Here is a 26741-nt window from a genome sequence, read left to right as displayed (position 1 = left end):
CCTCCTTCAATTGTCTTTTCGCAAACGATAGAGCGCCCATGTCAAGGGCAGGTCTATGTGATCGAGCAGGAATTCGTCCTGTTGGATTGCAGTAATGGCCGTCCTTTCTTCCGGCTTTTTAACTGTTTTCTCGTTGATATTACGGGCAAAATCATAGCGCATATGCGACAGGTAGATACCTCGCTTGATCTCACCATCCATGAAAGCTTGCCGCTCGCGCCCATAGTAGAGCAGGCGGTTGCCCAGGGCTTTGGGGACCTGACCGTCACGCATCAGTGCATGAAGCCAATCGCCCTTTTCAAGCAGCCGAGCGAAGTCGTTCCAACCGACCGTGGTAGAAAATAGATTGATGCTGTTTTTGTCTTCATTCCTTTTGGCTTTTTCAAGATGCTCCTCGGCCTGGGCGGCGATGGCGTGCATCGGCAGTCCGGGTTTTGTGACACCGATACCGGCGGAGAGCGTGACCTGGGGCCGGGCGGCCGTGAATTGTTGGAATCGCTTGTTCAATGCCATGGCAAAACGGCCCATTTGAAGCCAGGGTCCGATCAGAAAAAGATCGTCGCCGCCGGCGAAGACAATATATAGGTCCGGGTACTCGGCCTTTATCCAACGCACCAAGTCATCGCTGAAAAAGTGATTGAGCATGCGGGAAAGGCTGGCAAAACGGCTAATGGAGAGGCGGTCCTGCAATCCGATGCTGAAGAGCAGTCCGAGGTTGTCCACATCGGCCTTCAATGCGCCCAGGAACCTGCGACCGATGGGTCTACCTTCAGGTGTGGTTTCGCGCGCCGAACAAGCGAGAAGGTTGAAGGTCTTGGCTTCACCAATCTCAATGGGCTCTCCTTCCATTGACATATTGCCGTCCGGCGCAGCATCGATTTCGCCCCACGACCGCCATTGGGCTACGTCTTGATCGCTGATAAGAGGTAGGTGCGTGGCGATGGGCTGATAGGCGAAACGTCCTCTTTGATGCATGGCCACAATCTGGATGGCCGCATGGTCCCTGTGTGGATCGATAGTCTCCTTCAGGCGCAAGGTAATATTGCCGAACAACTGAACCGCATTTTTACCCTCGCGTTCAAAGAGGATAAACTCACTGCGCGGCAGGCGGGTCCCGATGAGTTCAATCTGCTCGGCACAATCCCGACAAAGGTCTACATCCACGCCATATCTTCCCCGGTGATGATTGCTTGCATCGCGATCGATGGGCCGGGCATGACAGACTGGGCAATCCCCCGCGCTGTAAGCTGCGTAATCAAGGTCCATTACGGGGTTCAGTCCGGTCGAGATAAGATGATCGAATTTATTCAGTTTGCGCGCCTCAAGGGCATCATTAAAGGCGTCCAGATGCTTTTGAAAACGTTCCTGCTGGAAATCGTGCTCCGCCAATTGCGTTGACCAGCAAAGATTGAAGCTGAGTTCACCCCTGAAGCGTTCAAAAAAGTACAGTTGAACTTTCAGTTCGAAATCGGGAAGCGCGGCGCGCAACGTTTCAGTGGCCGGCAGCAGCAGGACGAAGCGCCCGCCTGCGTCCATGATGCGCGCAACCGGGGAGAGCCGGAGGCGCGTTAGCAGTTCGACATAAACCGAACGCGTGAGCGCTTGCAGGAAAAAGGAGCGCGCCCTGAACAGCTTGGCGATGCCGCTGCCGTGAGATTTGTCCAGCTTGAAAATGTAGCTTTGAATGCCGGACAGGTCGCCGCCCACGAGCAGAAACTTGGGCGGACCGTTGCTGTTTCTCTTCGGCGTCCCGCCTTGCTCGGCATGATACACCATGAGGGCTTGGGCAATGGCTGCCGTGGTGGTTGCATGATCGAAAAGTGAAATATCCGACAGGGAGCGGTAGGTGGATGACGGGATGCACCAAGTAAACTCCTCAAGCAGCGATATTAATGAGTCCGTGTAGTGGGCTACGCCCATATCCAGGGGAAGGTTTTTCAGCGCCTCACAAAATTGCTCGAACAGGGTTGTATAGTCGGATTCACGCGCCTGCTCCAGGGAAGTGGGAAAGGCATTTTCAGTAATCGGCACCAGAGGGTAGTACTGCCCTGATTGCAGCTCTTTTAAGGGCCGCGGCCCGCTGAGGCTGAGTTGTTCAAAAATGGCAACCAGTCGGGCGCTTTTATAATCACCCTGGCTCTCTTCGCCGGACTTCCGGTCCGTCCCTGCTGAAAGTTGATCCGCGACGCTGAGTGCTTCTTCCATAAGATTGCCGGCGGCGGGTTTATGGTGGGCCGAGGCCAAGCGCGCAATCATACCGCGAACCTGCGGATCGGCGAGTTCTTTGGGCAGGGGCAGAATATGCTCGATGAAATGATCGGTATATAGCACATGCGTGTGGGTCGGCCGCCCACTTTCGACTCTGCAGTATTCACCTTCCATGTTGTTGCTTTTGGGGGCGCCCGCACGTTGGGCGAATTTGCCAATATCATGCAATAAGGCCGCGATTACCAGAATCTCTTGTTCCTGATGCTTCATATCATCTCCTTTCGATGCGCCATCCTATTTGTGGGGCATCATATTGTTCAAGGACTGCAACGTTGTCATTTCCCCCCTCACCCCCGACCCTCTCCCCCAAAAGATCGGGGGGCGGGGGGGCGCCTGTGTGCATACAATACGAAATTTCCGTAATTGACGTTTTCGCTTTTTGTCATTATGCTCACACCATATCGAACAAGGTGCCCATCTGCCGGGGGGCAATCCGGACTGGTCCGCGGATATCCTTCTGCTGCGCGTGCTTTCCCACGATGATCTTTATAAACACCCGCGTTGAACACCGGCGGCCATTCACTTCTTGCCGACCGAAATAATCTTGAATCTTCAGGCTCACATCACCAATTCGATCACCGCTTTGTCAATCAGTAGGCCGTAGCGGGTGTAGGGTTTTTTCCCGACCGAGGCGATTTCGAGCTTTTCCGCGGCCAAGGGGCCGAAGCCCTGGAGCAAGTTCCGTTTGATATGGGACTTCAGGCTTTTGAAATTGTCCAGGTTCAGGTTCAGAATACCGGTGGTGCTCATCTCCCCGGTCGGCCGGGTGCCGCACATCTGTTTGTAGAGTCTGGTGATCTCGGGCTGTCTGCGGCTGACGCCTTCGTGGTCCACAAAGCACTGGTCACAGGCTTTGCATTTTTGTTCCGGCGCGGGGCACTCTTTTTTGAGCAAGGCGAAAAAGGCATAGAGCGCCAACCGGCCGGGCGCCATGTCCATCTCCATGCCGCGATAGCGCAGCTTGCCGTCCTTTAAGTGAACCAGCAGTTGTTCGGGTGTCTCCCGAATGAGCGAAAGCATGAGCGTGGCCGGGTCTCTGGGCTGGTCCAGCACTTCGGGGGCCAGTTGGGGGCGAATGGAAATAAAGGGCATGTGGATCAGGTTGACTTTGGCGTAGCTGGTGCTTTTGAAGTAGGTCTCACCGCGCTTGTTTTTCAGTTCGATGGTTTCGGGCTGGGCCGGCGGGAAGAAAAAGCCGCGGTTGCTTTCGAACTCCGGGGAGACGAGCACGTGATAAAGCCGGTCCTGGGGTCTGGCATACATCTGGGCGGCCAGGGTCAGGCAGGCGCCCATGGTCTTGCGGCCCCCGGCGATGGAGAAAAAGACGGCGATATCGGGGTCGCGGGTGAAGTCGAAGGTCAGGCGCATGCAGGTTTCCAGCAGCGCGGCGTTGTCGTATTCGTTTTCGATGTCATCGACTTCGGCGCCGAGGTCGTCACGGACCACATGGATGTGGCCGGGACCGAAGTCGATACCGTGGCTGGGCGGACCGTACGCTTTCAAAAAGCGGTAAAAAGCCCCTTTGCCGCCGCCGAGCAACTGGGCCAATACCATCTCTTCACCGGCCCGCGTGGTGATCAGATGGATGGTGTGCACCGGGCGGTTCATCTGGTGCAAGGCATAGAGGGTTTCGGTGACCACCTGGGGCGAGAGGCCGACGACGGCCAGCAGAATGTTTTTCATGGGGCCGCCTCCACGGTGTAGCGGCCCAGGCCGAAAGTGGTCTGCTTGCCCAGGTGCACTTTGGCGCAAAAATCGATCAGCGGCTGGTATTCATCCAACGCGCCTTCATAAGTGATGCTGCCTTTCAGGCCGCCAAGCAGCATGGCCTGTTCCTGGCGCAGGGAGTAGCGGCGCCAATCTTCCCAAACAAGGGTGCTTTGGACGGTTTTCACCACTTGGGCGCGTTGGACCAGGCCGGTGTAGTCGAGTTGTGGTTCGCCGCCGTTAAAATGGGCCATCAAAGAGGAGATTCTGCGCAACATGGCCCGAACGAGCACATGAAAGGGCAAGTCGGTGCTGAGGTGGTTTTGGTGTTTGAGCCGCAAGGGCGTGTGAAAGGTCAGGGTCGTTCGGCCGGCGCTTGAATGGTCTTGCCCGGCCGGATAAGGGGCAAGCGCCGCCAATGGTGGTGATTCGCTGATCTTCTGGTCCCGTGAGGTGTAGATGGTGAGGCCGTTGCACCGGACCGATTCCAACAGATAGGCGCCCCGGGCGCCGTCGATGCGTTTGCCGATGCCGATACGTCCCATGCGGTCCATGGCGTAAATGAAATAAGGCAGTCGCATGTTGGCCTCTCCGAACAACAGCAGATTGAACTGGAAGGGGGCTTCTTTGGGATAGTCAGCATGTTCATCATCGGGGGGCTGGATCACGAAGGGGTGTGGCGGCACCGATTTTCCGTAAACGCCGGTGTCATCCAGCAACTCGGGTTCGAACACCGATGGATAAAGACACTGCTTTTTCAACAGACAGGTGGGGCACTCCTGCCGCCGCAGGGCGCAGACCACCTGTTTGAGCGCCCTTCCGAAAACGCCCCTAAGGGTCGACCCTTTAAAGACGGGTAAGCGAGCATCGTTTTGAAACCGACAGTTGAATTGGTAGCTTCCATAGTGCATAGCCAAATCCTCGCTGATTCATTGCTGTTTGGATGTGTGCATGAACGAGTCATATGGGAAAACCTATGGACATTCAAGCATTGCAACGTTGCGGCGTTTTGCCTCCGAAGGGGCGAACCAATGACTTGGTTGTTGGGAAGCCCACACATGCGAAGCTGTGCGACGGTTTAAAAGGTTGGTTTCTTGGTTTCGCTTCGACGATGGTTAATTGAAACTTGTGATACGGCCCGAAATGTATAAAAAATTATAATGCAGGGCAAGCTCAATATTGCGGGATAGCGGATTTAGTGCAATGTTCTCGTTCCATACGCTATGTCCATCCAGAAAGTGGGGAAATGTTGACATCCACGATTTTATGCCATTCCTCAATAGCGTGCCGGTGGACCTGTGATATCTTTCGCCTTCCGGGCCGTTTCTTACTGCAATTTCTCCCCAGCAACCCGAGTCTCCATGTCGTCCTATCGCTAATTTCGGAAGTATTGCTCAAAATACTGAAAATCGCCCCCTCCATCCTTTCCAAAAAACGTCCAAAAATTGTCTTAGATTGTCAATTACATAAGCGACTTGTCCTTGTCCTGCCTATTTAACCTGCCGTAATTATATCTAATACCTGAATTTTGCACCTGAATAGCGAGAAAGGGTAGAAACCATCTGGGAACCCTTGCTACAATGGGGGTTACGAAGCCAACCCATAAAAGCAGGGAGGTACCCAGATGGTAAAATCCAAGAAATCAGATTTCAGCAAAAACCGCAACCCTAAAGGATTTAGCCCAAATGGCGCGAAGGCCAAGAAAATCAATGCGTCAACCGCTTATGATACGTGCAGCGAGCAGCTGAGCGCATTTGGCGGTGTTTTGCCGCTGATCAAATTTTTTGATCTGGTTGGTTTTCGAGAAATTTTTGACTTCGCCTATAAAGCGCCGGCCCGTGAACCCAAACTGGGCCATTATTCGATGATGACAGGCTTGCTGATGCTACTGTTTATAGGGTTCAACCGAATTTGGCATTTTTCCTACCTGCGGCTGGATGCGATGCTGTGCGGATTTTTCAACCTGACGCGGCTTCCGGTGGCCAGCACATTTTGGCGCTATGTCAACAGCCTGGGTATCAACCAAGCCAATTCACTGCTGGCTGTGATGGCCCATTTACGTGAGCGGGTCTGGCGGCTTTGCGATCTATCGTACTACCGCATCTGCCTGGATATCGATACGACCGTGGAAACGGTTTTCGGCAACCAGCAGGGGGCGAAAAAAGGCCACAATCCAAGAAATCGGGGCAAAAAGGGATACCGCCCGGTGTTATGCTTCATCGAACAAAGCCGTGAGTACCTGCTGGGCAAACTTCGCAAGGGCGAAACCATCAGCGGCGAGCAAACCGCCTCGTTTATCGCCAAAATCAAACAATACCTTCCCGGCTGTGTGAGGCAGGTGTTGATCCGCGCGGATGCCGAGTTTCAAAGCTGGGAAAGCATCCATGAATGCATCAAGGCCGGTTACAATTTCATCATCGCCAACAAAGGGTGCGAACCGCCATTTGATCCACGGCGCTGGTACCGCCCGCACAAGCGCAACGCCTATGAGTTCAACAGCTGTGTTTACCAGCCAATGGGATGGCAGATGCCGGTTCGATTCGTGGCCATGCGAATCCCCAAAGATAAAAATGTTGCCAAAGATCGATGCGTGCAATACGAACTGTTTGAGGCTGATCGTTATGAGTACCGCATCTTTTGCACGGATTTACGCCGTGCGGCTCACAAGGTCATCGCCGAGTATGACAAGCGGGCCGACGTCGAAAATCTTGTGGGAGAAGCCAAGCGCGAAGGTCTGGATGCCATCCCCTCGTCTCGCTTTAAAAACAACTATGCCTATTTCCAAATCGTCATGCTGGCCTACAATATCTGGCGCTATTTGAAGATATTGGCCGAGCAGAGCGCATACCCCAGACAAGCGGCCGGAGGCCATGGATTTGAAGGCATCCAAACCAACACGGTGCGCATTGCGCGGTTGCGCCTGTTAATGATCGCGGCCAAGGTGGTTACGGCTTCAAATAGAGATAAGGTTCGTTATTCTATCCATGACAGCCGAACGCCGGCATTGATGTCTTTCCTGAAATACATTGACGAAAAAAGGTTCAAGCCCAGGCCATGGGCTGGCGGTATACTCCAGGCACCTGGCGGGTAGATCTGTTGTTAATGCACAAAATTTCTTGCATGGAAATATGATGATTCATTATAAATACATACGACGCATTCTGTCGGGCAGTTCTACTTCAGGTCGCTCTCTTTATTGGTACTGACGGCGGCCTGAGGACGAGCGCGGTAGATTTGATCCATCTCGAGAATTTAGCGGGCATGAGCCGTTACGGCCGTATGCGTGCAAAATTCAGGTAATACATCAACTATTTCTGCTGGTATCATCTTTGCAAAACCACAAACAAATGATTTTGAATAGTGAAAATCATCTAAGACAGGGGGTATCAAATGTTAGATCGATTGAGAACTGATGATGAAAGCATCGTTTCGGAAGCCTTTGAACACCTGAAAACTATATTTCGGACTCATTTCCACGATGCAATGATTGAGGCCGGTCAATACATCATCGATACCTTTTATGAGGGCGACCATCGAGCAGCACTTGCTAAAAACAAGACCAAAGATCAACCGCCAAATTTAAAGGCGCTCATTGAAAAAATCAAAGCACAACCCAGCGCCGGGGATGATGGGACTCCTTCGATTGGATGGTTTTACAATGCTGTGAACCTGGCAGCTCATGAAGCGATATGTGCACAGCAGGGATTACAAACGTTTGGAATCCTCGGTCACAGTCACAAGTTGCAACTGCTCCATGTCCCCAAACTCAAATCGGTAGCAGCCGAAGATTTCGATGCAACGATTCAATCCGCCTTTCAGCAAAAAGAACAACTTGCCCAGGCAGCAATTGAAAATAACTTGTCGGTTCGGGACTTTAAAAAATACATCGATGAGCAATATTCGCCTCATGAAATCGATTTGACGACCATACCACCCATTGCGGATCTTCGAACACGTGAACCCAAAGAGCTTGTGCAACTTTATAATAGAGTGCAAAAAAAAGTTGAAAACAGCCAAGTTCAGATTCGCGCCCACAGCAAGACGTTAGACAGCTTGGGCAAGGTTATCGAGGAAAAGACAGACGTACAGATTGAAGGCAAGGGTCGGTTTCAAGATTGGACCAAATCCGGGAATAATGTCAATATCTGCACCGGTTGTGAAAACGACTGCATTTACTGTTATGCGAAAGCTGCTGCTCTCCGGCGTCGTCAAATTGCAGACGGCCAATGGCCACAAATGCGTATTCGTCAAGATGATGTCGATCAACCACGGAAATTGCATGATGGTTTGGTTGGATTTCCGTCCACACACGATATCACACCCACCAATCTCGATGCCTACCTTACAGTATTGGGAAAGCTTTTGCGGGCCGGAAACGAAGTGTTGATCGTCACGAAACCACGGTTGGACTGCATCAAAAGGATCTGCAGCGCTTGCGAGTTTTTCAAAGACAAAATCCTGCTCAGATTTACCATTGGTGCCATGGATGACCGAATCCTTCAATTCTGGGAGCCAAACGCCCCGCGCTACCAGGAACGCAAGGAGAGTTTACAATATGCCTTTGACCATGGTTTTCGCACATCAGTGAGCATAGAGCCGATGCTCGATACCCCGAACATCGAGGCCCTGGTCAATGATGTCCAGCCCTTTATTACGGAAAATATCTGGCTCGGCACGATGAATCATCTGACCGAAATGAAAAAAGGGGCCGATTTACATTTGAAAAATGAGATCATTAAGATTGAGCACAATCAACTGCCACCCGTCCTCAATAAAATCAAAGGCACATTTGAGAGCAATGCACTCATCAAGTGGAAGAGTGATGTTCTGAAAAAAATGAAAACAGCCGGCGAAAAGGTCAAAATTCCCTGGGAAAAGGCAATAATCACTGATGCAGAAGGAGGGGAAACGGAGGTCGATGCACCATACATAATCTCAGCCACCAGAAGATCAGACATCCCAAACTATTTCAGCGATGATTTTATGAACGCCCTACGCCAGGGGCATGTCTCGTTTAAACACATGGGCAGGGATTATACGGTTTCATTCGAAAAAACCCGATTTATTGTCTTCTGGACTAAAAACCCTGAACCATTGCTGCAGCATCTCAATGAAATAGATCGGATGGGTATCGAGTATTATTTCAATTATACCCTTAATGATTATGATGCACTCAAACTCGAGCCTCATATCCCGCCGCTTGCGCAAAGAATCGCAACATTCCGCTCGCTATCTTGTTTAATCGGAAAGCAAAGAGTTGTCTGGCGATTTGATCCGTTGATTTTGGCGGATAAAATCAGCAGGCAAGACCTTGTCGATAAAGTAGCCGCCATAATGCAAAACGTTGCTGGATACACTGAAAAATTGGTGATCAGTTTTCTGGATCCTGAAAAGTATGAGGCCAAAACCAAGTTAAAAAAGGCTGGAATCAATACTCAAGAATTTTCCCAGGAAGACAAGCTTTTTATCTGCAATGCGATTGTCCAAATGGCAAATCAACACGGCATCCAGTTAGCCACATGTGCTGAAGGCTCTTCGGCACTAAGCGCAGATTATAGAATAATACAAAACAAATGCGTTGATGATGATCTGATCCGCAGTACCAGCACCAATGCGGATCTGCTTTCATTTCTCGATAAAATTAAAGGGTTGAGCGATGCGGGGCAAAGGACTCTGTGTCGCTGCATTCCGAGTTATGATGTTGGTAGTCAAGGTACCTGTAAAAACTGTTGTCTCTATTGCTACGCCTGGGAAAAAAAGAAAAATTGGAAAGATGGTTATGTCTATGTCAGTGTCGTACAAAAAGCTATTCGGCGATGTGAAATTAATCTGGCTCGATATTATGCCAAACAAATGTTGGAATTAGGTATGCCGGGTTGGCTCTGGAATCGATTGTTTATGATTTCCGCTGAGGATATTGGATTGGCGGACCCAACGATGGTTGAATACGTAAGCGAGCGCTACGATACTTTTGAAAACTTGCGAATACAGAAAAATATCAAAAAGCAAGATGCCAAAAATGATCAGCAACTCTTCGATATTATAGATCAAGTGGTGACTGCTCAGGTTATCAGTTGTAAAAGCAGACTGCTCCCCATGCTATCTTTCATCACTCTATATGACATCTATCATAATGAAACTTTTAGTAAAAATGTGTCTGAGTATCTCCAATGTTTTGTTGATGCCTTGAATAGGAAAGATGAAAGACAGGCAGTGTACTACGCAACAGTTGTTGATACATTTATGGGGCATGAAAAAGAAATTATAAGTTTGATCGAAGAGCGAAGTAAGAGTCAAAATTCAGATTTAATCTCAGGGTGGGTCAAGGAGCATGTCAGAAGTGGTGAGCGGTTAATGTTAGTCGGAAGTGTTGTTATGCTGTGCCGAGATATCAATTACACCCACGGGGAATATAAAACCAGCTTTCATCAACATTTATCAGCTCCGATAATAGAGGAACAAATACCCGATTATGCTTATGACAGGCATACCACGACAGGGAAAAGAATGGGTCGTGGGTTAAAGCATTTTTTCGAAGTGGCCGCATATGTGGCAAATGAGAGATTTGAAAATAGTTGGCAAACAGAGGGTGAACAAGCATACCTACAGGCAGAAAAAATGGGGATTGAGACTCCAAAAAAGATCATCGAGGTTGTTAAAAATCGTCAAAGCTCATTTTTAATTCAGTTACCGTTCGATTACGCGAAGGCCGTTCTCACACAATCGAGGACCTCCCAGAAAAAACCCTATGCCTTCATTGTCGAGTTCAAGGATGGAAGCCGGAAATTCATGAAAGGGCCGTTTAAAAATGCTAAAGGCGCACTGGATCATGTGATCTGTAACGAGGTCAAAAGAAAATTGGAATCCAAATATTTGCATCCCATTCAATGTGAAGTAAAGGAATATGGCCCTGATTTAATATTTCTTGAATGCGAAGAAATAGGAAAGGCAGATTTAGCTGATGTTGAGATTGTGAAAACTGAAATTGAACCACACCCGTTTATCTTGCTCAATTATGATTCGAATGACATCGTGCCCAATCCTTTCAAATATCTCACCGAAATTAATGATGAAAATATGGAAATGTGGACTGCAGTCATGGTCAATTACTGTTTCAGATGGGTTTTTGGAATTAGAGACACTGCCAGCCGAAATCTGATTCTGCAAAAATCAACTGGCAAAATATACTCTGTGGATGAAACCGGCATTCAACCTGGTCAGCATGAATTGATATGGGGGGGCAAAAAGCCTGCTAAAGACGTTTTTCAATTGATCAGTACTTTTGTAAAATCCCGCAATTTTACTGCAGTGGTCGAGGAAGTTGATAGATGGAGAGGGTATTTGGACCATATATCCGCCGAAGCTGGTCCGCTTTTAGATGAAGTTAAGGGGAGAATCGACAAGTTTTTAAATGATCCCATCGCGAGATTGGATGTTTAGATTATTGATGAAACCGACTTTCCTGATGGGGGTTCAATTTTAAAGTCGCGGAATCTGAAAACGGGTGCTTTTTCACAGCGGCCACCGGACTTCCCATCAAAACCAGGCAAACCAAGGTGTTTATGGGTGTTTAACACCATGGTAAACACCTTGAGTGGCTGCAATCCATTGATAATCAAAAGGTTACAGCACCATGACCCAAGGTGTTTAGGTGTTTACCCTGTTTTGTCGATTGAACCAAACAGTCGGTAACGGCCAAAAGTTCACTCCGGCGCCACATCCCCTTCAAAAAAAATCCGAAACCCAATTTCCTGGAATATAGGTAAACACCTTAACACCTCTACCACCTTAAATGTAAAAAACGCCATGTTTCGTGCCTTTTCATCACCAGGCAGGTGTTTACCCCCCACCTAAACACCTCAAAACACCTATAAACACCTGTCTGGCGTGATTCTCACCGGTTAAACCGACCCACCATCAGCGGTTCCTCATCCCACGCATCAGGGCAAATCAAAATTATCATCATCGTTGAAAAAGTCCTCGCAGGCCTTCCGCTTCATCCGCTTCGATGGGTTGCCGAACAGGATCGCTTTGAGGGCCGCCACAAAATTCTTGTTGCCGGTCTTATCGTACGAAGCATATGATCTTGGGATATAGAAATCGATTACCGATGAGACATTTAATCGTTCAAGTCCCGGCCCATCGGCAATCAGCCTCATGGTGCCAAACTTATCGGTTCCTTTTCGAAAATCATGGTGAATAACATACTCGACCAGCATCGTCTGACCATTTCTTGGCGGCACCTTAATCGACCGCGCCCGCCGGTAGAGCTCGTAAGCCTGTCTGGCATGTTCCCCCTTGAAGAACCCCTTCTCGTACGCATAGAAAAACCAGTCCGCGTCTTTGAAAATCATTTGGGGCATCGTTAGCCCCTTGTGCTTTCCGAAATTTACTGTTGTCCATTCCATTTGCTTTAATCCCTCCTAAAAGTGAATTGGGGAGGCCAATTTGATGGCGCTCCCCTGTTTTAAAATATAAAGAATTTCAATTGCTAATACCAATATCGTCAAAGCTAAATACTTCTACGGGCCCCTCGATCGCATCGTCCATCGTATTTTCAACAGCACCCTCATCATCGACGGTAACGTTTTCAATGGCCGGCCTTCGATCCAAGGCAAGGTCGAACAACTGGTAGAATTTTCCGCCCTCATTCCAATCCGGATCTGCGGTTAACTCAAACGGTGTTGGCAGGCCGGTCACATCGTCCACCTGGAAGTCATCGTTGATCTTCAGATAGGCCTTGCCCGAATGCTTGGCCTTTTTCAGCGCCGCATCATCGATAAATTCCACCCCGTCCTCATCACACCATGACAGGATGTTGTCGTACAACTTGCCGCGCACCCAACCGGTCAAGGCAGACTTGGACACCCCCCATTGCGATGTTAACGTGCCGTATTGCACAGGAGCGTTTTCCCGGATGAAATTGATCCGTTCGATCGCTGCTTTGCCCTGATGCCCGAGCGTCTCTTTAAAGGCCTCTCTGACGATCTGCAAGGCCATCCAGTAATCGCACATCTCGGCAATCAAACGGCTCTTGGAATCTTTGGAACGCTGGAACTGATAGGCGCAGGCCACTGTCTGAATGATGGCCATGACCCGGTTAAAGGCCCGCCGTGTGGCAATGGGCAATCTTTCTCCCCGCTGAAGATAATCCGATATACGGCCGGCATAGGGGATGACGACCTCGACCGGTTTGAGCAGGGCGTGAAAATGCTTCCATGCATCGATGGCTTGTTCGTCGATGCCTTCGAAGCTGCCTTCCTTTATTCTGGCCGTCATGGTCATGATCGACCGGGTCTGTCCCATGGACTCATCGGGATGGATCGTAAACAGGCGGTCTTCGAGCTGGGGCTCTAACTTGTCGATGATCGTGGTGGTGATGAAGCTGGTCGGCCCGTCCAGGCGTTTTTCAACGGTAATGAATTTGCCGTCTTCATCCTTTTGAGGCACCTGATACGAGACGCAACCTTCGCTGAGCAGACTGCGCACCACGTATACAAATTCGCTGTCTCCCGCGTTGTTGGCCTGGAACTGGAAGGCCTCGGCCACGATCAGGCATTTGTGTTTCAACCCTTTTGGCAGGTAATAAAGACTCTTGGCGCTGCCGCTGGTAATCAGGTGATAGGCCTCTTCGGGAGACAGCTCCAGGCATTTTTTCATCGTAAAGGATTTGCCCGAACCGTGATGCCCGGTATTTTTGATGGCAAGGGCGTTGGGGCTGGCCGTGTCCTCTGGCAAAAGACGGGAGTCGAGTGCAGCAAAATACATGGCAATGACGTTTCGCTCGCCCACGACCCCGGATCGATTGACGGCATCAATGCGTTTGCGAATCAAGGCGGGATCTTTAGCGATGGCCTCTGCCGCTGTTTGAAGGGCCGGATCAATGACTGGCTGGTCCGACTCCTTTGCCTGGGCATCAGCAATCCGTTTGACCTCATCAAGATCTGCGGTGAGGGCCGCTTTCGAGGTGGTGACCTTTTTACGGATTCGATCCAGATAGTGTTCCCGAATGCCGTCATCCATTCCAAGAAGAAGGGGTAACAGCTCTGTTTTCATCACGGGTTGCGCTTTGACATAATCTTCCGGCAGACCATCGATCAGGACGTCGGGGATCGATTTGGCCGACGCCATCAAACCGCGCAGGTCATCGGCGTTGTGATCCACAAGGTATTCGTTCAGATCGATCTTCGATTCACCCTCTGGCTTGGGCAACTCGACCAAGAAAACCTTCCGGCCTTGAGCAGTGAGGTATTTTCCAGTTTTCAGGGCGCCTTTCTGTCCCGCCGCATTATCTTCGTTGTCGTTGATGAGGTAGATGGTATCGGCACGGGCAGTGACTTGGGCGAGCTTATCCATGTCCTCTTCACGAAAGTTCGTAGTCACCGGGGATATGGCCGCAAAACCATGATCGACCGCACTGACCCAATCGGGCGCCCCCTCGGTGATCACCACTTCACGTGCGCCGCGAATGGAGTCCAGCCCCATGAAGGTTTCGGTGCCGATGAACCGGGAGATGTGCACTCGCAACTTCTTGTACTTGATGTATTCCGGATTGCCCTTCTCATCGGGTTTGAGATTACCGCCTTTGTCGGCATAGCATTCGAAGCGGTCGACAGGGGTCATCGCTGTGGCCCGGGCGATCATGTTGACCACCTTGCCGTTTCTCCAAAAGGGAAACACGATCCGACCCTTGAAGAAGTCGAAATACGGCCCTTGGGGATCCTTGGATGAGAGCAACCCCGACAGGGCCAGCTGTCCGTTGAACCGGGCAATGCTTTCCAGATGATGTGCAAGATCCGAGGTGATTTTCGGATGACTGGTGCCTGGTGGCGCAAACCCGATTTTCAGCTCATCTATGATCTCCTTGGAAAAGCCGTAATGATTTAACAGATGATCAACGATGCTTTGATGGTTCCGCAGCTGCCGATGATACCAGTCGGCCGCCTCGGTCAGCATGTCATAGACCAGCGATTCCTCTTGGGCTTCTGCTTGAATGCGGGCCTGCTCTTCGGGCGACAGCTGGGTATTCCCAGACAAGTGAGGCATACCGACCCGGTCGGCCAGATAGTTGACGGCCGTGATGTGGTCGCATCCTTTATATAAGATGACCAGATCGATGACATCGCCGCTTTCCCCGCAATGATAGCATTTAAATCCCTGGATGCCCGGCCAGATGACCAGGCATTTACCGCTTGCGCTGGGGTGCTTGGGGCACTCCCCTTGCCATGCCTTGCCCGCTTTGGTTCCGGCAAATCCGTGGGCCGTGGCAATGTTCATAATATCGTTCTTCGATTTGAGTTCACCGTAGTAGGACATGAATGGTTCCTCAACCGATGTTACTTTCCCACTTCGGCTTTACAAGCCGTCGGAGGGTTTTTTTCGGGCTCCGATGGAGACTTTGCGCCGGCCGGTTGTAGCGCTGCCTCCATCTGTTCGATCCGATCCACGTAATCGCAAACCGCCTCTTCAGCGAGCTTTTCGATCGATACGTTTTGGTTCGGTTGCCTCTGGTTGTGATCCCTGACCTGTTTGCTCAACGCGTATGCGCAGGGCATCGGTATCGAGATCATGATGAAATATCTTTGGTCGTTATCCATTTTTCTGGTCCTCCTTTGGGGTATTTTCTGCGACCCGATCCAGGTAATCGCAGATGATCTGCCGGGCGATGGTCGATGCCGAGGTGAGCAGATCCGGGTCTTTCAGATTCTGCTCGGCGGCCATGGTGCGCAGCCGGTCGCGATACTCTTTAGTGATGCTGATGGTTAATGAGACTTTTTCTTCATTCGACATGTTGCTTATCCTCCTGTTTTATTTTTTTATTTTGTTCTAATTCCGACCAAGGATCGGAAGAAAAGTGCCCAGACGAACAAGTCTGGTTTTCATCCGGGGACAATTTAGTTTGCTTCCGGGGGGCCAAAATTGGGTTGGTTGGGTTCCGTGAACGTTCAGTTGATTTCCATCTTTTTGAAATGGGGCCCAGTATAGTCGCAAGCACCTCGATATCGTCGTTTTTTAGGCAATCGACCAAAGCGAGCGTGTTGATCAGATTGTCGATTTCGACGGAGTTGGCGTTCCGATTCTTCAGAAACCTTTCGAGCTGCTGCAAATTGGAGCTGTTCTTTTCAAGGTCGGTGACAACCCTGTCAATGGCCCACCAATTGTGCTGGCGGAGCAACTCGAACTTTTGCTTTTTGGGCATACCCTGGATTTCAGTAAAGCTTTGACCTGAACAAAATGGGCAAGGACAGTCGTTGTAAACACCAGGATCGAGCTTCCTGTTCGGTCGCAGGTCTATGCGCGAAAGGTTTTTTTGGCTCAGGAAGCCGCCACGAATTGCAGCCGAGTTCCAGCTTGTGGCGTCTAACGACACCCAATCGAACAGGCTGCCCGCAAAAAAAGCGAACATAGCGATCTGTAAAAAGCTTGCCGTTCCCAGCAGGTGCACCTGGTTGAAGCCGCGCTGAAAGAAACTGGTCATGAACAGGGCGATTTCATGAAGCTTCGCTTTCCTGACCGGCATAGCGACGCCATCAAATCGAACGTTTGTTGCGCGCTTAAAAAAGGTATCGAGGTGATTGATACGGTAGGCTTGCACGGGTTGAAACAGCTTTGCTTCCGGACATAACCTTCTGTGCCACTCGGCCGACTCGTGCGCCCACTGGTCGTTGACCGGAAGCTTTCTGCTAAACTCTCGGCCTCGCTCATCGTCCGTTTTGAACTTGCCTACAGGAAAGTCGAGAGCGAACACGATATCTGGTTTTAATATGGACGCGCACTCCATGACGTGCTTGGGGGTGAGGTTGATCTCCCCTTTTCGATAGATCAGTGGCCGGTCTTGATCATGGGTGATCTTCCATCCTTTTTGTTCGGCATTGAGTAACGGGTAGCCCCCTGAATCAAGCATGAAACATTGGGGTTGGGCAGCCTGTACAAGAGACTTTGCCTTTTCGATTCGGCGGCCGCTGGAACCGTACTCCGCTGCATTCAGTAAATAGTTGTTGGCTTGTACGGGGCGTTTATTCTTATCAGCCCCGGCGCAGAAATTGACGAGCTTTCCCATCATCAGTCATCCCCATTTCCAGAATCAGGGCGGCTGAGCTGATGAAATACCTTTGCAAGCTCGCGGGTCTTGCTGTGGATGAGCTCGGCCAGATGTTTCGTTGTAAGGCCCTCATCGCGGGCAGCCTCAACGATATCCGCGCCAATTGCATTAATTTCATTTAAAATTTTGGGGGTAGGACATGGCTTACCTCTTCTGTTCATGAATCTCTCCTTTCGGAGAGAGATCGCTCAGAATAAGGTAATTATTTCAGGTATTTTGCCTTTTGTAACATGGTGGGTTTGCGTAACTGGGTAAGTGTGTCGGTCTGACGACTCTCTCTTTTTAATGATGTGTCTTTTATTGGTTGGGCATGAAGATTAGGGACAAAAATAAAATAACATATTGAAATAAATAAATAATTATTAGTTAATAAATTTTATGGGTTTAGGAGGGGACCTACTTTTTCCTTTATATTATCAATGATGGCATTGTATCTATTGCGCATCTCGACGCTTTTTATCTTTTCAAGGGCCTGTTCTGCCTCAGCCAACAATCTTGCAGCCTCAGCTTTGGCCGTCGGATCATTTTTATCAATTCTCTCGGCCGCCTCAAGAAGGGCCAAGAGCTTGTACATCTGCCTACCATTATTGACCTGCTGACCCGATGGCATTTTCCTATCGGCGACAACCGCATAGTATTGTCTGGGGGTGATGTCAAAGAGCCTTCCGCCTTCATTATAGATTTTACCCACAGGCAAACCTGAACGTTTCCTATTGATGTGGGGGGCCTTCATTCCATTCTGACGGATCTCCTCATAACTCACACCGAATTTTTTCCAATGACGCCGGAGGGTTCTTACATTCCCATAGGAAGGGAAAAGCGGTTTTCTTTTTTTAAACAAATCCGGATACTTGCTCTTCATGGCCTCCAGGTAGGTTTTTAGGGTATGTTTTGCATCGTCTGTGAGCAGAATACCTGTATCATCGCGGGCGGCCTTTTTTGCTTTTATAGCGTTCTTAATGGTGCCGTCCGGTGCAACCACATCGAGCACGCGCAAAGTGACGATCTGCTGTTGCTGGATCCCGCTTTGATAGACCAATTGGCTTATGCAGGCCAACTCCAAGGCCAGCCTACTGTTATTTTCTTTATTTTCAATATCTTGCGTCAGTTTATCGATAAAATTTAGACTCATTATATTATACCTCTATATTACAATATGTTAGAGTTCATTATGTCCTAAATCTTCATCAATTGCCAATAAAATACATATAAAAAACATAGAAAGCGATCAAGGCCCGTAGCCGGCCATGAAAGGTGGTGAGCAAGTGATGGACGAAGAAAAAAAAAGGCTGTTCCGAATCAAGTTTGGCTTCGAAAAAGTTGAGGAGCCAATCAGTATCAGTCGCAAAGCAGTTTTAAAAAAGGCAAAAAGGAGAGGAAAAAAATGTGCATGAATAATGAAGGTATCAGGTTTATAATCAGTGACTTGGCAAAGAATATGGAAATGAACATCGTCAATGTATACGATGAGAAGGATGACAAAGAGTTGGTTTTTAGTGAGCATTGGTTTATCAGGTTGCCTGAGGACCAAGCAGCATATGTCCATATTGGTTTCTGGGATGACACGAACGCGAATCTATCGGCCGACATAGCTATAAAGTTTTGCGAAATGTTTGCAAAGGCCAATATCAAGGTCTTCGTCGACTACGATTCAACATACCCATATTGGCCTGCTTTGATTTACTGATTCGTAGCTACAGGTAATAAAGAGGTTCGGGTATTGTAGACCCGGACCTCTTCTTAACCAAAATTTCAATGCAACAGGGTCCCGAACCCCGATCATGTTACGGCCACCGCCACAGTGCACCGGCCAACCCACCCCAATTACCCGCAACACCGATTTAATTACGATTATATAATATAATCAAAATATTATGTTACTCCTGGACCCGGAAACGGGGTAACAATGGAGTACAAAGCGAACGTTGACAGTCAGTGGCCAAACGCTATACTGACACCAGATCAGGTCGCCGCGGAGCTGTCCCTCAAGGTCGATACGGTTAGGGATTTGATGAGACGAGGGGTCCTGCCGGCAAGCAAGATCGGAGGTTCATGGCGGACCACACGGAGGGCATTGTATGAGCATCTGGAAAACCAAATGGGGTTACCGGGCGGAGTTCATGCTGAACGGGGAAAGAATCCGGGCGCAGGGGTTCTTCAAATACAAAGACGAGGCTCGTCAGTGGGTAAAGGACGAAAAGGAGCGGGTCAAGGAGAACCAGAAACGGTATTCTTCCCAAGATAGAGATCTTGGCGTATGGAGCCTCGCCCAGAAATACCTTGCCGATTGCAAGATCAACTTCGGCATTAAAACCTTTGACGAGAAGCGGTATTGCCTGGAACGATTTTACAAGTTTGTCGGAGATGTGAGCGTAATCGACATTAGTCCGCCGATGATCCTTGAATTTATAAATGAACGGGCAAAAAGCAAAAGCGCCAACTCGGCCAATAAGGATCGTAAAAACATCAAGGCATTTTATTCATGGATACAACAAATATATGGTGTAATGCACGACCCTACAGCCCCCATCAAAATGAAGCGCCATGAAAAACAGGTCCGCAGGTTGATCCCTATCCAAGATATTTTGAAGGTTCTGCTTATTGCTCAAGGGCATGATCGAGTATTGATTGGCGCATATTGGCATACCGGTGCTCGAAAAAGTGAGATTTTTCGATGGACGTGGGTAGACGATATTAATTTTGAAGAGCGATGGGTGCGCCTGGGCACCCAGAAAAGCCGCACAGGCGAGATGGTATATGAAAAGCTTTGGATGAATGACGACCTTCAAAAGCTGCTCTTATGGCAATGGACCAATCGCCACCCTACCAGCCCATTTGTTTTTTGCCACATGGACCCCAAAAGCAAGCTCTATGGAAAACCATTTGTTAGCCGCAGAAAATTGCTCAAATCCCTATGTGAAAACGCAGGAGTCGAACCCTTTGGGTATCATGATATTCGACACAGCGTTGCCAAGTATCTAAACGACCTTCAGAAGGTCGGGTTGAAAAAAGTCCAACAAGTATTGCGCCACCGCAGGCAATCCACGACAGAGATTTACGTTGAGGGAAATTATACAACTACGCAGGAAGCGATAAGTTTGCTTGAATTGGCCAATGTTCAAAAATGCATTTGAATTTCACTCAGTTTTTCACTCAGCAAGAATAAGAACAGGCACCCGGATTATCTCCTAAGTGCCTGTTTTTATTAGTGGCGTCCCCAAGGGGATTCGAACCCCTGTCGCCGGCGTGAAAGGCCGGTGTCCTGGGCCGGGCTAGACGATGGGGACGAAACTTAATGTTCGTCATATGGTGGGCCGTGTTGGACTCGAACCAACGACTCTCTGCTTAAAAGGCAGATACTCTACCGTCTGAGTTAACGGCCCCATCACGAAAAATGCGTTTTTATCCTCTGATTCTGGGTTTGTCAACCATTTTCGATAAGTGTAGATTTTTTTGAACCAAGACCCACGCTCCTGGCTATTTATGCCAAAACTCAGGAACGAGTAGAATGAGCACGGTGTATATTTCCAGGCGACCGAGCAGCATACACCAGATCAGCAACCATTTTCCTGCGACGGGTATCAGGGCATAATTCTCAACCGGCCCCACGGCCCCGAAACCCGGTCCAATATTGCCGATGGCCGCTGCCACGGCACCGAAGGCGGTGACGAAGTCGACGCCAAACCCGGCCAACACGATCGTCGACAGACCGAACAGGCCAACATAAAGAGCCAGAAAACCCAGGACGCTACGCATGATCTCCTCGGACACCGTTTGTCCACCGAGTTTGATCGTCGTGATGGCCCGGGGGTGAACCAGGCTGAAGAGCTCTTTGTAACAATATTTGAAGCAGAGCATGATCCTGAGGCATTTCATACCGCCACCAGTGGAGCCGGCCGATGCTCCCAGAAACATGCATGCGAGCAGAATGTGTTGGGAAAGTGCGGGCCAGGTCTCATAATCGGCGGTCGCGAACCCGGTGGTCGTCACAATGGAAACGACTTGAAAAGCGGCGTAGCGGAAGGCCCCGCCAATGGAATTGTAAATCTGTGCGCTGAAAACATCACAACTGACCACAGCGATGAGCACCAATAAAGCGGCTAAGAAAAACCGGCATTCACGATCCTTCCAAAAGGCAAGTGGTTTGCCTCGAAGTAATTGGTAGTGCAATGAAAAATTGATGCCGGCCAACACCATGAAAATAATGATGACAAAATCCAGGTATGCGCTGTCGAAATGGGCGACCGATGCGTTTCTAGTGGAAAATCCACCGGTGGGCATGGTGGTAAAGGCATGGCACAACGCATCGAAGAAAGTCATTCCGCCCAGCATGAGCAAGACCAGCTGGACGAAAGAAAACAACGCATAAACTTTCCACAGAATCTTGGCGGTATCCCGGATCCGGGGTTTCAGCTTATCGGGAACCGGACTCGGTACTTCCGCTTTGTAGAGCTGCATTCCGCCGACCCCCAGAAACGGTAGAATGGCAATGGAGAGGACGATGATCCCCATGCCGCCCAGCCACTGGATAAAGCTGCGCCATAACAAAAGCCCCTTGGGCAGAGCCTCCACATTCGCAAGAATGGATGCGCCGGTGGTGGTGAAACCGCTGACCGACTCAAAAAAAGCATCGACGAGTTCCCAGTGGCCGTCTGCGAAATAAAATGGCAGGGCACCAAAGAAACCCACCGCCGTCCACCCAACGGTGACAATGGCCATGCCTTCGCGCTGGTTGAGACTGGCGGTGCGTTCTTTTCGAAACAAAATGAATAGCATACCGCCGGCCAAAATGGTCATTCCCATGGACTTGAGCAGCGGTCGGACGCTTTGGTCCGCGTAGAACAGACCAAAGCCGAGCGGGACGGCCATCGTAAAGCCCAGGAACATGACCAGGGCGCCGACGATGTAAACGATGTATCGCCAGCGCATTAGAAATACTCCAACTTGACGGCCAGGATCTTTTCAATGCCCGGAATAGCCCTGCGATGCGCAAAAATGATGGTTCTGTCGTTCGGCTCGATGACCGTGTCGCCGGTCGGAATGATGATTTCCTTCCCACGGATGATCCCGGCCACGATGGCGCCTTTGGGAAAGGATATTTTCTTTAAAGGCTTGCCGACGATATCGGAGGTCTCCAAAGCGACGGCCTCAAGGGCCTCGGCCTGCTCGCCCTTCAAAGCGACCGCCGAAAGCACTTTTCCCCGTCGAATATGCTGGAGAATGGTATTGATTGCCGACAGCCGTGGACTGACCACCTGTTCGATGCCAATGGCGGTCATCAATGGAAGATAACTGAACTTGCTGATTTTGGTGATGGCTTTACGTGCCCCCAGACGCGTTGCCAACAGGGATGAGAGGATATTGGTTTCTTCGTCGTTGGTGAGGGTGACGACGACATCGATATCACCGATATTTTCTTCGTTGAGCAGGTTTTGATCAGATCCATCGCCATGCAGGACGATGGTCTTGTTGAGCCGTTCGGCCAGCACGGCGCAACGCCGGGCGTTTCGCTCAATTATTTTGCAGTAAATCGACTGGGCCTCCAACTGAACCGCCAACCGATATCCAATGCGCCCACCGCCGATGATCATCACCCGTCTGACGGGTTCAGCATGTTTGTCCAGTATCGAGAGGGCCCCCAGCAGGTCCTTTCCCTCACTGATAAAGTAAACCAGGTCGCCCGGGAGCAAGCGATCCCGTCCGGTGGGGATAATCAACTCATCCTCACGAACCACTGCGGCAATCAGCAAGCGCTGGTTGCCTGCGATGTTCGGCAGGTCGGACAACCGCACGCCGGCCAATCGGGCGTTCGCCTCCAAATTCACTCCAACGAATTGGATCCGGCCGTCGGCGAACTCCCCCACATCCACTGCGCCTGGCACGCGCATCAGGCGTTCGATGGTCTTCACGACTTCAATTTCCGGATTGATCACGGTGTCGATGTGGGGCACTTGTTCACGAAACATTTCGTGGTAGGGATCAAAATCCGCACCCCTGATGCGGGCCAGTTTTTTTGTACTGGGGGAGAGAATGTCGGTGACCAGGCAGGCCACCAGATTGGTCTCGTCCTGGTTGGTCACCGCCAGGAGAATTTCAGCCTGGCGAATACCGGCATCCGTCAAAACGGAGGGACTGCTGCCGCTGCCATTGATGGTCTGTACATCCATGTTTTCGGCGACCCGCCTGAGCGCATCCGCATCTCTGTCGATGACGACGACTTCTTTGTTCTCCAATGCCAAACGCCCGGCGATATGATAACCGACCTCGCCCGCGCCAACGATCAAGACTTTCAAGGCCCTTCTCCCTTTTGGCCCAAACAAACAGCCAGTTTGCCGGAATCACGACGATTTTAACTTGTCGTAGCGACTGAACTTACTATAGCTTTCCGATGGGTGTCAATTCATTGCACCCATTGAAACATATGGAATCGAATATCGAGCCGGACGATGGGAGGCACCCAGGCAAACAGCGTCAAGCCAATACCATTGCGGCGCAAATCAAAAGAATTGCCAACGCCCCAATGGTATCGTTTCGTGTGAAATGCCAGGCATGGGGTGTGCGGGAGTCACCGTAACATCTGGATGAAATGGCCGTCGCCATTCGATCCGCGGTGAGAAAAGAGCCTCTCAGAAGGGGTATGAGGGCCATTTTTATTTTATAGATGGGGTTTTTGCGATGGTCGATGGCTCTGGCGCGTTGCGCTTCGGCGATCTGTCTGGCTTGAGTCAAAATGATCTCGATGGAACGCATCAGCAGTCCGATCATGAGCCCTATTTTATCTGCCGATTTGCCGAGTAAGGGCCTCAATCCCCATTGGACGGCCGCGCTGATATCCGTCGTTTTGGTGCTGGCGCTCAAAGCGAGGCCAAGACAAACGATGAAGAGCCATCGCCAACCGATCATGGCACCGGCCACAGCACCTTCGAGGGTCAGGGCGATGCCGTGCCAGGCCACGATGGCTTGTCCAGGTGTATTGAGGCAACGAATCAACCAGACGATCAAAACCAGGGCCATAAACCATCTCAACTCGAAAACAGCCTGCCGGATCGGTATCCTGACTTGCAGCAGGACGAAGAACGCCAAGCATGTCCCGATCATCATGCCCACCGATCCGGCATGCAGGGAAGCGATACCCAGGGCCACCAGGGCCGCCAGTTTCACTCTGGCATCCATGGCATGAATCAGAGCAGCACAATAACGATAGCCAAATACGGTCAATTGAGCCATGAGGTCACCGCTTGCCCCAGGCGAAAGGCGCAGGGTAGTCGAACATCAAATTTTTCGGCCTGCGGCAAAACGGTCATGACCGGACCGTCGGCCACAATGCGTCCCTTGACCATAATCACGAGGCGCTGCGCCAGACAGCCGACTTTTTCGAGATCATGGGCCGCCACTACGATGGTATGTCCGTCCTGGTGGAGCCTGAGCAAGTGTGTGAGAACCTGCCGCACACCAGGATAATCCAGGTTCGCAAAAGGCTCGTCCAAAACGATAACATCGGGATGCATGGCCAGCACACCGGCGATGGTCAGGCGCCGCCGTTCACCTCCAGATAAAAGGTGAGGGCTCTGATCGCAAAAATCGGATAGATCCAATTCTCTTAAAACCTGCCTGACCGAGCGGTCGATGGCCTCCCGCGGCCAGCAGAGGTTCTCGGGGCCGAACGCCACGTCTTCATATACGGTCTGCCCGACAATCTGACTTTCTGAGTCCTGAAAAACCATTCCAACTTTACGTCGCGCGCGGAGAAGGTCCTTTCGCACGGAAACCCCATCGACGATCACTTCACCCTGCTGGGGAAGCAGCAATCCGTTCAAGTGCCTCAGGAGGGTGGTCTTGCCGGAGCCGTTCGCGCCGGCGATCAAAAGGAACTGACCTTTTTGGATGTTCAGCGAGACATCGGTGATGCCCCCCGTTCCTCCCTCGAAATGATGGGTTAGGTGTTTTATTTCGATGAAGTTGTGCGAGGTCTCGATAGGGGGTTTCATCGTCAATTGTCCGTGTTTCCCGTTTTGCTCAACCATCGACCGGTAGAGTTCGGCGAATAGCCTTGAATCAACGGCCTGACCGTCCGTGCAATGGGCAACGCCACGGCCATTTTAATGGCATCGCCAGGGATGAAAGGATAACAACCGACCGCCAGGGTTTGGCTCAATGTCATACCGGTGACGTGTTTGAGCCAGGCCACCCCAAAAGCATAGATGACAAAAGAGCCGACCACCATTGCCGATACTTCCAAAAAAAATCGTCCACTGGCACGTTCGGCGATCAGGCCAACTATATAAGCAGCGCCCAAAAAGCCGAACAGATATCCTCCGGTGGGGCCGATCAGACGGCCGATACCACCTGTCCCGCCTGCAAAAACGGGCAATCCGCATGCACCCGCCAGCAAATAGACGCCGACGCTGATCGCAGCCCAGCGACTGCCCAGCAACAGTCCGGCGACCAGCACGAACAGGTTCTGTAACACGATGGGGACCGGTCCGATGGGGATTGCCAGATATGCCCCGACGGAAATCATCGCCGCCATCATGGCCGCAAAGACCAGCCTGCGAATGGAAAGATCGTCGTTCATCACTGCCCCTCAATTGTTTTGGCCACGTGCATGACCTTGATGAAAGCAATCGCCGTATACGACCGTTTTGCGCTGACCGTCATCGGTCTCCAAAATCAAAGCACCCGTCTCTTCCAGATCAACGGCCCGCCCTTCGATGGTGTCATGAATGGTTTGCACCTTCACCCATCGGCCCAGGGTGATGGTTTTCTGTCGCCATTCGTCAATGACGCGATCCAATTGCTGTTGGCAAAGGCGCCGCTCGAACCTTTCCCAAAAGGCTTTCAGAATATCCGTTCTTGAAACCCGCAGTTTGGTAAGGCGCGAAATCGACACCGCCGGCGGTTGAACCTTACGGGTATCGTTGTGAACATTGACACCGATGCCGATATTGACAAACTCGACGCGGTCGGACTCCGCCGACATGACCGATAGAATCCCTGCCAGTTTGCGCTCATCGACCAGAAGATCGTTGGGCCACTTAAGCCCGCAATGAATGCCGTAAAGATTTTCGATCGCCGTGGACAGATCCACCGCCGCCGCCAGATTCAACAGCGGACTCTTTTCCGGAGATATATCTGGCCTTAATACCAATGTGAAATAGAGGCCGCCTGCGGAGGATTGCCATGTTCGGCTCAGGCGTCCCCTGCCCTTGGATTGCCTTTCGGCCACGACCACGGTAAAGGCAGGGCACCCGGATTGGGCCAGCTCCATGGCCTTATCCATGGTTGAGGTCACTTCCGGGTAGTAATGAAGCCGTTCTGCAAGCGGACCGAACGCCCATGGAAATGGGGTGTCCGGGGCGGAATACAATCGGTAGCCTTTCGGACTTGCCTGGATATCGTAGCCTGATTCTTGAAGTTGACGAATGTGTTTCCAGACAGCGACACGGGATACATCAAGCGCGGTGCTGAGTCTTTCCCCTGAAACCGGCTCTTCGGATTGACTGAGCATGTCGAGGATTTCTGCTTTCATCTGGAGTCGTCCTTCTTATATTTACGCGTCTGTCAACCTTCCCTGATCGAGAATCGTGCTTGCGACCAGGGGGCCCCTATGTTGTTAACCTTAGAGCATTGGTGGGTTAACCGTAAAAATGTGTCAATGTCAAGC

General features: G+C 50.6%; 21 protein-coding genes, 2 tRNA genes and 1 pseudogene. 6 read left to right on the top strand and 18 right to left on the bottom strand.

The features are described 5' to 3' along the window. Nucleotides 1-6: 6 nt before the first annotated feature. From cas10 to cas6, 3 genes are all read right to left on the bottom strand, one after another. Complete coding sequence (cas10, locus tag DFT_RS09175) at nucleotides 7-2478, bottom strand: type III-A CRISPR-associated protein Cas10/Csm1 (RefSeq protein WP_054030901.1); 2472 nt, start codon at nucleotides 2476-2478, stop codon at nucleotides 7-9. 348 nt (nucleotides 2479-2826) lie between these two features. Further along, a complete protein-coding gene (gene csm6, locus DFT_RS09170; protein ID WP_054030900.1) occupies nucleotides 2827-3951 on the bottom strand; it encodes a CRISPR-associated ring nuclease Csm6 in 1125 nt (374 codons plus the stop codon). Beyond that, nucleotides 3948-4886 carry a CRISPR system precrRNA processing endoribonuclease RAMP protein Cas6 gene (gene cas6 / locus DFT_RS09165; protein WP_054030899.1) on the bottom strand — a complete coding sequence of 313 codons (939 nt, stop codon included), beginning with the start codon at nucleotides 4884-4886 and terminating at the stop codon, nucleotides 3948-3950. Before cas6 ends, csm6 begins: the two co-directional genes overlap by 4 nt. Before the next feature lie 713 nt (nucleotides 4887-5599). On the opposite strand from cas6, the gene DFT_RS09160 reads away from it, so the two are divergent. Continuing rightward, a complete protein-coding gene (locus DFT_RS09160) occupies nucleotides 5600-7066 on the top strand; it encodes an IS1380 family transposase (protein WP_054030223.1) in 1467 nt (488 codons plus the stop codon). Nucleotides 7067-7365: 299 nt separating this feature from the next. Next, nucleotides 7366-11415, top strand: coding sequence for a DUF1848 family protein (locus tag DFT_RS09155; RefSeq protein WP_054030898.1), 4050 nt, complete (start codon nucleotides 7366-7368; stop codon nucleotides 11413-11415). A 500-nt stretch (nucleotides 11416-11915) separates the two neighbouring features. Here the strand turns inward: DFT_RS09155 and DFT_RS09150 are convergent, their stop codons facing one another. From DFT_RS09150 to DFT_RS09120, 7 genes are all read right to left on the bottom strand, one after another. Continuing rightward, nucleotides 11916-12383: a hypothetical protein gene (locus tag DFT_RS09150; RefSeq protein ID WP_152971912.1), complete on the bottom strand. Its 468-nt coding sequence runs from the start codon at nucleotides 12381-12383 to the stop codon at nucleotides 11916-11918. A gap of 76 nt (nucleotides 12384-12459) precedes the next feature. Beyond that, entirely contained in the window at nucleotides 12460-15291 is a 2832-nt protein-coding gene (locus DFT_RS09145; RefSeq protein ID WP_054030896.1) for a CHC2 zinc finger domain-containing protein, read from the bottom strand. A gap of 20 nt (nucleotides 15292-15311) precedes the next feature. Next, a complete protein-coding gene (locus tag DFT_RS09140) occupies nucleotides 15312-15572 on the bottom strand; it encodes a hypothetical protein (RefSeq protein ID WP_054030895.1) in 261 nt (86 codons plus the stop codon). Then, nucleotides 15565-15765 (bottom strand): hypothetical protein, encoded by a 201-nt coding sequence (locus tag DFT_RS09135; RefSeq protein ID WP_054030894.1) that lies wholly within the window; start codon nucleotides 15763-15765, stop codon nucleotides 15565-15567. Before DFT_RS09135 ends, DFT_RS09140 begins: the two co-directional genes overlap by 8 nt. Beyond that, complete coding sequence (locus DFT_RS09130; RefSeq protein ID WP_054030893.1) at nucleotides 15755-17038, bottom strand: tRNA guanosine transglycosylase family protein; 1284 nt, start codon at nucleotides 17036-17038, stop codon at nucleotides 15755-15757. Before DFT_RS09130 ends, DFT_RS09135 begins: the two co-directional genes overlap by 11 nt. After that, the gene (locus DFT_RS09125; protein WP_054030892.1) at nucleotides 17038-17238 is read right to left on the bottom strand and encodes a hypothetical protein; all 201 of its coding nucleotides are present in this window, start codon (nucleotides 17236-17238) and stop codon (nucleotides 17038-17040) included. The genes DFT_RS09130 and DFT_RS09125 overlap by 1 nt, the downstream gene beginning before the upstream one ends. A 215-nt stretch (nucleotides 17239-17453) precedes the next feature. Further along, entirely contained in the window at nucleotides 17454-18209 is a 756-nt protein-coding gene (locus DFT_RS09120; RefSeq protein ID WP_054030891.1) for a hypothetical protein, read from the bottom strand. A 133-nt stretch (nucleotides 18210-18342) separates the two neighbouring features. On the opposite strand from DFT_RS09120, the gene DFT_RS26960 reads away from it, so the two are divergent. The 4 genes and pseudogenes from DFT_RS26960 (at nucleotide 18343) to DFT_RS09110 (ending at nucleotide 20211) form a co-directional block, all read left to right on the top strand. Further along, nucleotides 18343-18471, top strand: coding sequence for a hypothetical protein (locus DFT_RS26960; RefSeq protein ID WP_268750671.1), 129 nt, complete (start codon nucleotides 18343-18345; stop codon nucleotides 18469-18471). Continuing rightward, nucleotides 18468-18764 carry a hypothetical protein gene (locus DFT_RS09115; RefSeq protein WP_152971911.1) on the top strand — a complete coding sequence of 99 codons (297 nt, stop codon included), beginning with the start codon at nucleotides 18468-18470 and terminating at the stop codon, nucleotides 18762-18764. The genes DFT_RS26960 and DFT_RS09115 overlap by 4 nt, the downstream gene beginning before the upstream one ends. Nucleotides 18765-18983: 219 nt before the next feature. Next, nucleotides 18984-19115, top strand: a pseudogene (locus tag DFT_RS27255) (helix-turn-helix domain-containing protein); the annotation flags it as partial. 40 nt (nucleotides 19116-19155) lie between these two features. Further along, complete coding sequence (locus DFT_RS09110) at nucleotides 19156-20211, top strand: tyrosine-type recombinase/integrase (protein ID WP_054030889.1); 1056 nt, start codon at nucleotides 19156-19158, stop codon at nucleotides 20209-20211. Between the two features lie 75 nt (nucleotides 20212-20286). Here DFT_RS09110 and DFT_RS09105 read toward each other — a convergent pair. The 8 genes from DFT_RS09105 to DFT_RS09070 all read right to left on the bottom strand — a co-directional run bounded on the left by DFT_RS09105 (nucleotide 20287) and on the right by DFT_RS09070 (nucleotide 26606). Next, a tRNA-Glu gene (locus DFT_RS09105) sits at nucleotides 20287-20364 on the bottom strand. A gap of 20 nt (nucleotides 20365-20384) precedes the next feature. Then, nucleotides 20385-20460: transfer RNA gene (locus DFT_RS09100), tRNA-Lys, on the bottom strand. A gap of 94 nt (nucleotides 20461-20554) precedes the next feature. Beyond that, nucleotides 20555-22006 carry a TrkH family potassium uptake protein gene (locus DFT_RS09095; RefSeq protein WP_054030888.1) on the bottom strand — a complete coding sequence of 484 codons (1452 nt, stop codon included), beginning with the start codon at nucleotides 22004-22006 and terminating at the stop codon, nucleotides 20555-20557. Further along, nucleotides 22006-23370 (bottom strand): Trk system potassium transporter TrkA, encoded by a 1365-nt coding sequence (gene trkA, locus DFT_RS09090; RefSeq protein ID WP_054030887.1) that lies wholly within the window; start codon nucleotides 23368-23370, stop codon nucleotides 22006-22008. Before trkA ends, DFT_RS09095 begins: the two co-directional genes overlap by 1 nt. Before the next feature lie 178 nt (nucleotides 23371-23548). Then, nucleotides 23549-24304, bottom strand: a complete 756-nt coding sequence (locus DFT_RS09085) for an energy-coupling factor transporter transmembrane component T family protein (RefSeq protein ID WP_076750468.1) — start codon at nucleotides 24302-24304, stop codon at nucleotides 23549-23551. Next, nucleotides 24292-25065 carry an energy-coupling factor ABC transporter ATP-binding protein gene (locus DFT_RS09080; protein WP_054030885.1) on the bottom strand — a complete coding sequence of 258 codons (774 nt, stop codon included), beginning with the start codon at nucleotides 25063-25065 and terminating at the stop codon, nucleotides 24292-24294. The genes DFT_RS09085 and DFT_RS09080 overlap by 13 nt, the downstream gene beginning before the upstream one ends. Before the next feature lie 2 nt (nucleotides 25066-25067). Then, entirely contained in the window at nucleotides 25068-25652 is a 585-nt protein-coding gene (locus tag DFT_RS09075) for a biotin transporter BioY (protein WP_054030884.1), read from the bottom strand. Between the two features lie 9 nt (nucleotides 25653-25661). After that, entirely contained in the window at nucleotides 25662-26606 is a 945-nt protein-coding gene (locus DFT_RS09070) for a biotin--[acetyl-CoA-carboxylase] ligase (protein WP_054030883.1), read from the bottom strand. Nucleotides 26607-26741: the final 135 nt, after the last annotated feature.

Source organism: Desulfatitalea tepidiphila (assembly GCF_001293685.1).
In the GTDB taxonomy this organism is placed as follows: Bacteria; Desulfobacterota; Desulfobacteria; order Desulfobacterales; family Desulfosarcinaceae; genus Desulfatitalea; species Desulfatitalea tepidiphila.
The sequence above is the reverse complement of the archived record's forward strand: the minus strand, read 5'-3'. Positions and strand labels throughout refer to the sequence as shown.